At 57.3% G+C, this 9,158-nt stretch carries 6 protein-coding genes; 3 read left to right on the top strand and 3 right to left on the bottom strand.

Going from position 1 to position 9,158, the window contains the following annotated elements; all coding sequences use genetic code 11:
* Positions 1-304: 304 nt before the first annotated feature.
* Positions 305-3,070, bottom strand: a complete 2,766-nt coding sequence (locus tag NW837_RS09630) for a cation-transporting P-type ATPase (protein WP_414331061.1) — start codon at positions 3,068-3,070, stop codon at positions 305-307.
* 373 nt (positions 3,071-3,443) lie between these two features.
* Between NW837_RS09630 and NW837_RS09625 the strand changes: the two genes are divergently transcribed.
* The 3 genes from NW837_RS09625 (at position 3,444) to NW837_RS09615 (ending at position 6,311) form a co-directional block, all read left to right on the top strand.
* Positions 3,444-4,802: an FAD/NAD(P)-binding oxidoreductase gene (locus tag NW837_RS09625; protein ID WP_414331058.1), complete on the top strand. Its 1,359-nt coding sequence runs from the start codon at positions 3,444-3,446 to the stop codon at positions 4,800-4,802.
* Positions 4,803-5,191: 389 nt separating this feature from the next.
* Complete coding sequence (locus NW837_RS09620; protein WP_414331055.1) at positions 5,192-5,992, top strand: hypothetical protein; 801 nt, start codon at positions 5,192-5,194, stop codon at positions 5,990-5,992.
* A complete protein-coding gene (locus tag NW837_RS09615; RefSeq protein WP_414331053.1) occupies positions 5,970-6,311 on the top strand; it encodes a hypothetical protein in 342 nt (113 codons plus the stop codon). Before NW837_RS09620 ends, NW837_RS09615 begins: the two co-directional genes overlap by 23 nt.
* A gap of 35 nt (positions 6,312-6,346) precedes the next feature.
* On the opposite strand, the gene NW837_RS09610 is transcribed toward NW837_RS09615, so the two are convergent.
* Positions 6,347-7,951, bottom strand: coding sequence for a serine/threonine-protein kinase (locus NW837_RS09610; RefSeq protein WP_414331052.1), 1,605 nt, complete (start codon positions 7,949-7,951; stop codon positions 6,347-6,349).
* Positions 7,952-8,018: 67 nt separating this feature from the next.
* Positions 8,019-9,158 (bottom strand): HhoA/HhoB/HtrA family serine endopeptidase (locus NW837_RS09605; protein WP_414331050.1); only part of this gene is annotated, 1,140 nt, incomplete at its 5' end.

Below are 9,158 nucleotides of genomic sequence, written 5' to 3'. Positions count from 1 at the left end.
GTAGATCCGACTCACCGCTTTCTACAGCCTCATCCCCACTCGTCGGCTGCCCCAAACTCTGATCACAGCCAGAAAACAGGCTCGACTTTCCAAAAAACCGCCGCTGAGATGGTGATTGCCTTGCGCAAATCGGTCGAAAAGACAGCCAGAGCGGTGTGAAGCTGGATGCCATCAGACCTAGGCCAGCAGGCATTTTTATCTCTTGGCAGAGGCCGGCTACATCTGAGTAATGGCTGAGGGATCCCCTCTTCGGCACTTCTTCAGATGGGAGCGCAGTGAGCGCGAGTTGCCCAAAGCAAGTTATTCATTCAGGATCCACTCGATTGGCTGCCGCTGAGACAACGATGAGTGGCAAGCTCACCAGCAAACAAAAGCCCCATTGCTCCCAAGACAGGGGTGCTGTGTCGAAGATAATGTTGAACAGGCTCCACTGGCTGAAGAGGATCTGCAGCAGGATGGCCGCCCCAATGCCGATGGCAATGGCTGCTGTATCCATGAGGCGCTCATGGCGCTCCAATTGGCTGGCACGTCCACGGCCCAACAGGGTAGGAATGGCCTGGCTGAGGCTGAGCAAGTAGAAGATGCGCCCGATCACCAACGCTTGGATGGCCATGGTGCGGGCCAGGTTAAGGTTGCCGGTGGTCTGTTCGATGTATTCAAAAACCCCGAAGATCAAGATCCAGTTGAACACGGACACCAGCAGGATGCGCTGCAGCAGCCTAGGAGAGAGCAAGTTGGCCTCCGGATCCCGCGGCGGGCGGGTCATCTCTCGGCCTGTGCTCGGCTCAAAGGCAAGAGGCACCGTCATGGTGATGGAGTTGATCATGTTTAGCCACAGCACTTGAATGGCCAGAATGGGGAGCTCGCGGTTGAGCAGCACGCTGAGGAGAATCGTCATCGATTCCCCCCCGTTCACCGGCAGGATGAAGGCAATGGCTTTGAGCAGGTTGTTGTAAACCGTGCGCCCCTCCTCAACGGCTGCCTCAATGGAGGCGAAGTTGTCATCGGTCAGGATCATGTCGGCAGCAGCTTTGGCCACTTCGGTGCCGCCTCGCCCCATGGCAATCCCCACATCTGCTTGCTTTAGGGCCGGAGCGTCGTTGACGCCATCGCCGGTCATGGCCACGATCTGCCCCCGCGCTTGCAGAGCTTCCACCAGGCGCAGCTTTTGCTCTGGCACCACCCGTGCAAAGACGGATCCCCGATTGGCAGCTTCCACAAATTCCTCCGGGCTGAGCTGCTCCAGATCTCGACCGCTGTAGGCTTGCACAGGTTTTCCACCCCCCAGGCCCATCTGCTCGGCAATGGCTTGAGCCGTGAGCACGTGGTCGCCGGTGATCATCTTCACCTGGATCCCAGCCGTTTGACAGGAACGCACGGCGGCAATGGCCTCCGGCCGCGGCGGGTCAATCATTCCCTGCAAACCGAGGAAGATTAAACCCTCCTGCAGATCTGGGTGATCCACCCGAGTTTGGCTGCTGGGGACGGTTTTTTGGGCAAAGGCCAGAACTCGCAGCCCCTGCCGTGCCAAGGCCTCCACCTGCTGGCGAATCCGCTCCTCTTCCAGAGGCTGGATCTCCCCCTGGGATCCCATCTGGCTATGGCAGCGGGACAAGAGAGCCTCTACGGATCCCTTGACATAGAGGCAATGCTCTTCTGGCCCCAGCCGGTGCAGGGTGGCCATGTACTGAAACTGGGATTCAAAGGGGAGGGTATCTAGGCGAGGGCGGCAGCGCTGCAGATCTTCTCGATCCAAGCCCCCTTTCTGAGCCGCCACAAGCAGAGCCGCCTCGGTCGGATCCCCTACAACTTCCCACTGGCCCTTGTCCTTGGGTTGGAGGCGGGTGTCGTTGCAGAGGCAGCCGGCCAAGAGACAAGCCTGTAACGCCAGCAGCCGCTCCACTTCCACTGGATCACCCCCCTCCTGGGCCAGGATTTGTCCCTGAGGACTGTAGCCACTGCCCGTAACTTGGTAGAGCTGGGATCCGGCGTAGATGGCCTGCACCGTCATCTGGTTTTCCGTGAGGGTGCCGGTTTTGTCAGAGCAAATTACCGTAGCGCTGCCCAGGGTCTCCACCGCCGGCAGCTTGCGGATAATGGCGTGGCGTTTTGCCATGCGGGAAACCCCAATCGCCAAGGTTACAGTGACTACCGTCGGCAAGCCTTCGGGGATAGCACTCACCGCCAGCGCCACTGCCGCCTCAAAGACACTGGCCGCCCCCTGTCCCTGAGCCAATCCCACCAAAAAGGTGAGCCCGGCCAAGCTGAGGATGATCCTGAGCAGCATGAGGCTGAATTCCTCGAACTTGCGAGTCAGGGGGGTTTGCAGGGATCCCCTTTCCTCGATCAGCTCAGAAATGCGGCCCGTCTGGGTTTGGTTGCCGATGGCCACCACCACTCCTGCCCCTTGGCCGAAGGTGACGAAGCTGCCGGCGTAGGCCATGTTCTGGCGGTCCGCAAGAGAAGTCTCCTCTGGCAGGGATCCCAGCCGTTTTTCCACCGGCACCGACTCCCCTGTCAGGGCCGATTCATCCACCTGCAAGTTGCGCACGCTCAGCAAGCGCAGGTCGGCGGGCACCTTATCTCCCGAACTCAGCAGCACCACATCCCCCGGCACCAGCTCCCGCGAGGGCACCCGCAGTTTTTGCCCCTCCCGGATGACAGTAACCTCCGTCACCACCGACCGAGCCAGGGCGGCGATCGCTTCCTCCGCTTTGGACTCTTGGATGTAGCCGATGAGGGCGTTGATCACCACCACCGCCCAGATCACGATGGCATTGCGCCAGGATCCAAAGAACGCCTTGACCGCCCCGGCAACCATCAAGATGTAGAGCAAGGATTGGTTGAACTGCTGCAGAAACTTCACCCAGGCCGGGGTAGCTGCCTTGGCCTTTAGCTCGTTGGGGCCATATTGCTTCTGCCGTTGGATCACCTCAGCCTGAGATAGACCCCGCTCCAAAAGCGCTGCCAGAGGCAGTTCCTCTGCAACAATTTGGCGGGCAACTTCCTCTTCGGGCAGGGCGTGCCAGGGAGCTGCCGGCAATGAGTCAGGGGAGACGGATTTTGCCATCGCAGGTCTCTAGTTGAATCGCAACAGAACTTGAAAGCCAGCCGTGAATTCAACGGCAAATCCCTCGTACAGTCCACAGCCTAGCCGACGCCGCTTACCCCCCAGAAGTGCCGCTGTTCCCCCCAGCGTCAACAAAGCCTAAGTCCTAGGCTAAGATTTGCCTCAAATTCTCGACAGCTTGAAAAAATGGCTATATTCTTATCGGGTGTTATGATTACGATTGTTTCCCAGCTGCAGCTCCTGAAGGCTGGCAATCTGCAGAGTCTTCTACAGATTGCCAGTTCGGGGTTGTTGGCTGTCATTTAACAGGTTCTTCCGCATTAAACTAAACAGCTTCTTGAGCTCAAGTTCAGTTCTGTTTGAGGAAACTGCTGTGTCAACGACTACTAAGCCAATGGAACTCAAAACCCAATCCCCACCCGCCTCCACCCAAACGAACGGGCGCCCTGGCGTCGAGGGATCCACCTCCAGAACTTCGCAACCTGTCATTCACCATCAAATTGTTGTAGTGGGAGGAGGGGCTGCCGGCATCAGCGCAGCGGCCCAGTTGCTGGAGCGCAAGCGTAACCTCGACATCGCGATCATCGAGCCATCCGACAAGCACTACTACCAGCCGGGCTGGACATTGGTAGGGGGAGGTATTGCCCCCCTGGCCAAGTTTATCCGGGACGAAAGGACTGTGATCCCCAAGGGAGCCACCTGGATCCAAGCACGCGTGGCGGAGTTAGATCCGGATCACAACCGCGTGATCACAGAGAGCGGGCAGATCATGATCATTCAGTATGACTACCTCATCGTTGCCCCAGGGATCCAAATCGACTGGCACTTGATCGAGGGCTTGCCGGAGGCGCTGGGCAAAGGAGGAGTAACCAGCAACTACTCCAAGGACTACGTCTCCTACACTTGGGAGACCATCCGCAACTTCAAGGGAGGAACAGCCATCTTCACGTACCCGGCTACGCCAATCAAGTGCGGCGGCGCCCCCCAAAAAATCATGTACCTGGCCGACGATGTCTTCAAAAGCAAAAGTGGGGTTGGCGTCAACACCAAGGTTCTCTTTTGCACAGCCACTCCCACTCTCTTTGCCGTGCCGGAGTACAGTGCTGCCCTGGAGAAGGTGGTAGAGCGGCGAGGGATCCAGGTGAAATTCAAGCACAACCTCAAAGCCATCCGGCCTGAGACTCAGGAAGCCATCTTTGAAGTCACCACTGACAACGGCAAAGAAGAGGTGAGCCTGCACTACGACATGATCCACGTGGCTCCGCCCATGAGCGCTCCGGACTTTGTCAAGCGCAGCCCCCTGGCCGGGCCGGGAGGATGGGTGGATGTGGATAAGGCAACGCTGCAGCACACCCGCTACCCCAACGTGTTTTCCTTGGGAGATGCCTCTTCTCTGCCAACGTCCAAAACGGCGGCTGCCGCCCGCAAGCAAGCGCCGGTACTGGCCGAAAATCTCTTGGCTGCCATGCAGTCCAAGCCCCCGGTGGCCCAGTATGATGGCTACACCTGTTGTCCCCTGATCACAGGCTATAACTCCCTAATCATGGCGGAGTTTGCCTACGGGGGGAAACTGGCTCCCTCCTTCCCGCTGGATCCGACGCGGGAGCGCTACTCCATGTACCTAGCCAAGGTGCATCTATTACCCTGGCTCTATTGGAACCGCATGCTCAAGGGCAAAAAGTTTGAGGCAGACATCTTCAAGCCCATCAACAAGCTGGTGCACCGCTACTAAGGCTCTTGGATCCCTCGCCCCTGACCCCTCTCCTCTGGGAGAGGGGAGTTTTTTTAGAGGCAGGCTTTTAGCCTTTTCAGCATCGGCAGCGCCGTGCGCAGGCCGCCTGAGTATTCGCGGAACAGCCCACCGGCAGGTGATTTTTGGCCCTTCCAAGCCGGCTGTAAGCTCCCCAACCCCAGCCACTCACCCTTTTTCGCAAGCAGAACCAAGTCTGACTGCCTCTAGATTGTCCTGGGAATTACTGAGGAAGATCGCGGACAAAGCTACAAAATATTTCTTAGTATCAATGTTTTTTGAGATGTAAGGCTTTGCCGCATAACTTTCCCCTAGTCTCCGTAAAGACCGAATAGGCTAAGTGTGAAAGTCTCATCTAAGGATGTTATCATATGTCCGACGAAGAAGAGCTAGGGTATCTCATCAAGAGGCGAAATGAAATTATAGAGCAGCAGAGAAATATCCAAGCCATTATTCAGGCTCCAAGGAATTGGCGAAAACGGGATATTTTGCGTCAAGCAAAAGAGTGGGGCTGGGAAATTGTTCAGCGACGTGCCAGACATAGCACGCAGGCTGTTCGGGGTGATTTAAGAATTCCTATTCCCGGACACGGCGGCGGAGATACTTTGAAAGTAGGATTAGCTCACAAAGTCTTATCCGAACTAGCAGAGCCTGTACTCAGAGAGCTGCAGCTTCAAGAGCAAGAGTACAGCGACCTACTTATTAGCTTTCCAGCGAATAGAGGTATTAGCTTTAGGGTTGAGGCGGATTTACTAACTAAGCAGATTGAGTTTCTGGAAGAGCAGAACCAAAAACTTGAATTTAAAATAGTCGAGACTGAGGAAGCAGCTCTTAGTTTGCTCACCGAGAAAGAACTTGAGAATCAGCGGCTAGCCAACAGAATGAGAGAGCTTGTGGAAGAGCAGCTTCAAGCGCAAGAAGTTCTCGGTCATGCTATCGTAGCTCTGAAGCAGCTCAAGCATCTCTTCGACCAGCTTCAGAATGCGGTAAACCAAATTCCCATCCTATGGGTTAAGAGCTTATTGCAAAGTTACCTGAACAACATCAAGTCTGTTTTTGAAACCAACTTGCTCTCTGCCGGTTCTAGAAAGTTGCTTCAGGAGAAAGAACAGGAGTCTTATCAAGGGAAGTTGCCTCAGGAGAACAACCATGGGTCTCATCGAGAGTCTTGAAACGGCAATCGCGACCTCGCGGCGCAACTATGCTGAGCTTGTTAGCTTGACAGACCAACTCATCACCGAGCAACAGCAGCAAGGTCAACGAAATTGGCTGCGGCTGAATGCCAAGCCCTGGACCGTAGCGACTCTTAAAAAAACCTTTGCTTCCTTTGCAGCAGCTCGAGCTTACTTTGGCAAATGTTATGGCTTAAAGGCAAGAGGGTGGAAAACTTTAGCAGAGCAGGTCAATACCGTTGAGACGGCATTGATTCACTTGGGTCTAGCTATTCGCGAAAACCCACAAGAAAAGAGCATCTCCCCTTTCAAGAATTGATGGCTACCCATTTTAGTCATTTCAAGCCAGGTTTTTTAGAAACAGGCTTTTAGCTTTTTCAGCACCACTCGATCCAGCGTCAGCAGCGCCGAGCGCAAGCCACCCGAGTAGCCCCAAAAAAAGCCGACAGGCAGATGTCCTGGCGGTGCATCCAGGCTGGTTTTGAGCTCGCCGTACCCCAGCCAGCGACCTTGGATCCGCCAACCCACGGCTTCCCCCATACACTCTTCGCGGGGCAAGGCGGAGAAGGATCGCGATCTGCCTATTGAGGTTCCTCCGGGGTCGCATCCTTGCCACAGTTGCTTTTGAACGCTAAAGCCAAAGCGCCCTTGGCTGGCCCGCACCCACAGTTGGTCAATCAGCCGCAGCATGGGGCAGGGGAAGGCCTGAACATCCTTGGGATCAAAAAAGCCCACTTGCGAGCGCCCAGCAAGCTTCAGCATCAGGGCTGTCGTCCAGCGATCCGCCTCCCCCCACTGCCCCGCTCGCAGCCGATCCCACAGACCTTGCAAGGCAGGGGCTGCTTCCCCCACCCACTCTGGCCAAGAGAGAGTTCCGGGCAGGGATCCCCCCTTCCCTCTCTCCTCTGGACAGACCTCAGGAAAAATCAGGGATCCGGATCCCTCTTCTCTTCCAGCTTTTTTGGCAGTGGCAGGGGTGGGAGGTGCCACCAGTTGCTCTAGCTCTTCCGCCGAGTGCCGGGACAGGAGCTGTTCCAGCTCGTCTTGGGGTTGTGGAGGCTGGGCCAAGATCTGCTCCAGCTCCCTCAGCTCTTGGGTGCGGATGGCTGGCTCAAAAGCAACCGGCTTCCTCCCTTGTTGAGAGGCTTCTGCCGGTAACAGTGCCAGCCACTCGGCCATGGTTTGCGGGCGCTCTTCTGGGTGGAGAGCCATCCCTTTGAGAATGGCAGCCTCCACAACCTCGGGAATGTTGGGGTTAAGGCTGCGAGGGGTATCCAACTGGCGGCCTGTGGCCCGCACTGGCGCACACATAGGCACCATCCCCGTCAGCGCCGTGTAGAGGGTTGCTGCCAAGGCGTAGACATCGGTGAAGGCGCCGCGGCGGCGCAAGCTGTCGTATTGCTCTAGAGGAGCATAGCCATCGGTGCCGTAGGAGGTGTGGCGTTGGATCAGACCTTGGGTGTAGCCGCGAGCTAGGCCGAAGTCGATCAACACCGCCTGCTGGGATCCCTCCCGCACCATGATGTTGGATGGCTTCACATCCCGATGCAGGATCCCCTGTTCGTGCAAGGCCATCAGGGCAGATCCCACCTCCCGCGTCAGGCGCAGGGCTTCCGGCAGGGGCAACGGCCCTTTTTGCCGCAGAAGCTGGTGCAGAGTCTGGCCGCGGATGTACTCCATCACAATACACCACCGCTCCTGCTCCCAGATCACTTCTTCCACCTTCACCACATGGGGATGGTGGCAGCGGGCCAGTTGCAGCGCCTCGTTCATGAAGTTCTGCTGGAAGCGGGGATATTCGGGATCCTCACGAAGGCTGTCGTTCAAAACTTTGATAACCACCTGGTCGGCGCGAACGCTATCCCAGGCCCGGTAGGTGATGCCGAAGCCCCCCTCCCCCAAAACGGCCTCGATGCGGTAGCGTCCCCCTTGCAATTGTTCACCAACTGCCCAAGCCATATCTGGATCCCTGCCCCTACTGCCATTCTGTCACAGGGATCAGAGAGTTGCTGGCCTATGGAGCCCCCTAGAAGTCCGAGGGCAGCACTCCAGTTTTCACCTGGAAGGTGCGCGCCTGTCCATCGCGGATGACCCGCAGCGTCAGTGTATTGCCCACCCCAGCGGCTTCCACCAACTGCTGCACCTGTTCGGCATCGCGGATGGCCTGCCCATCGACCTCGATGATCACATCCCCTTCCTGCAAGCCGATTTGCTCAGCTGGGGATCCCGAAATCACCTGCCCGATCAAGACCCCTTCTTCCACTGTCAGCGTGGTGGGACGAGCGGGGTCGCGGTTGAGGCGCGCCACAATGTCAGGGTTGAGGGTGATCATGCGAATGCCCAAGAAAGCGTGCTCTACCCGACCATTCCGGATCAATTGCTCGGCAATGTCCATGGCGCGGTTGATGGGGATGGAAAAGCCGACGCTCTGAGCTCGCTGGAAGATGGCCGTATTCACCCCAATCACACGCCCTTCCGCATCCAGCAACGGGCCGCCCGAGTTGCCGGGGTTGATGGCCGCATCCGTTTGCAGGAAAGTCACCCGCTTGTTGACAGCCCCAATTTGCCCGGAGGAGCGCCCAACAGCACTGATGATCCCGGCAGTCACGGTATTGTCTAGGCCCAGCGGGTTGCCAATGGCAATAGCCCAATCCCCTGGTCGCACCAAGTCAGAGTTACCCAGGGTAACCGTGGGCAGATTCTCCCCCTCAATTTTGATCACTGCGATATCGGTAACCGGATCTGAGCCCTTCACCTCTCCTTCAAAGGTGCGCCCATCCAGCAGATGAACCCTGACTCGCTCGCTGCCTTCCACCACATGGGCGTTGGTGAGGATCAGGCCACTGGCGTCGATGATAAAGCCCGATCCGGTGCCCTCCTGCTGAAACTCCTGCGGCAACTGCGGTATCTGATTTCCAAAGAAGCGGCGAAACAGGGGCTGGTTGAACAGTTCTGGGTTGACCCCCCTCGACACAGTGCGGGTGGCATCGATGCGCACCACCGCTGGGCCGACCTTTTGGGCGACTGCAGCAATAAAATTGGAAGGCCGGACAGCATCGGCGGGAGGAGCAGAATTCGCAGCCTCAGGGCGGGGCTCAGACCAGGGCAAAAGGGATCCTACTCCCTCACCGGCCCGTTGCGTCCAAGTGACCAGAGGAGTTTGCTG

The sequence above is a fragment of the Synechococcus sp. R6-10 genome (assembly GCF_047461815.1).
GTDB lineage: Bacteria > Cyanobacteriota > Cyanobacteriia > Thermostichales > Thermostichaceae > Thermostichus.
This window is presented reverse-complemented; position numbering and strand designations above follow the sequence as displayed.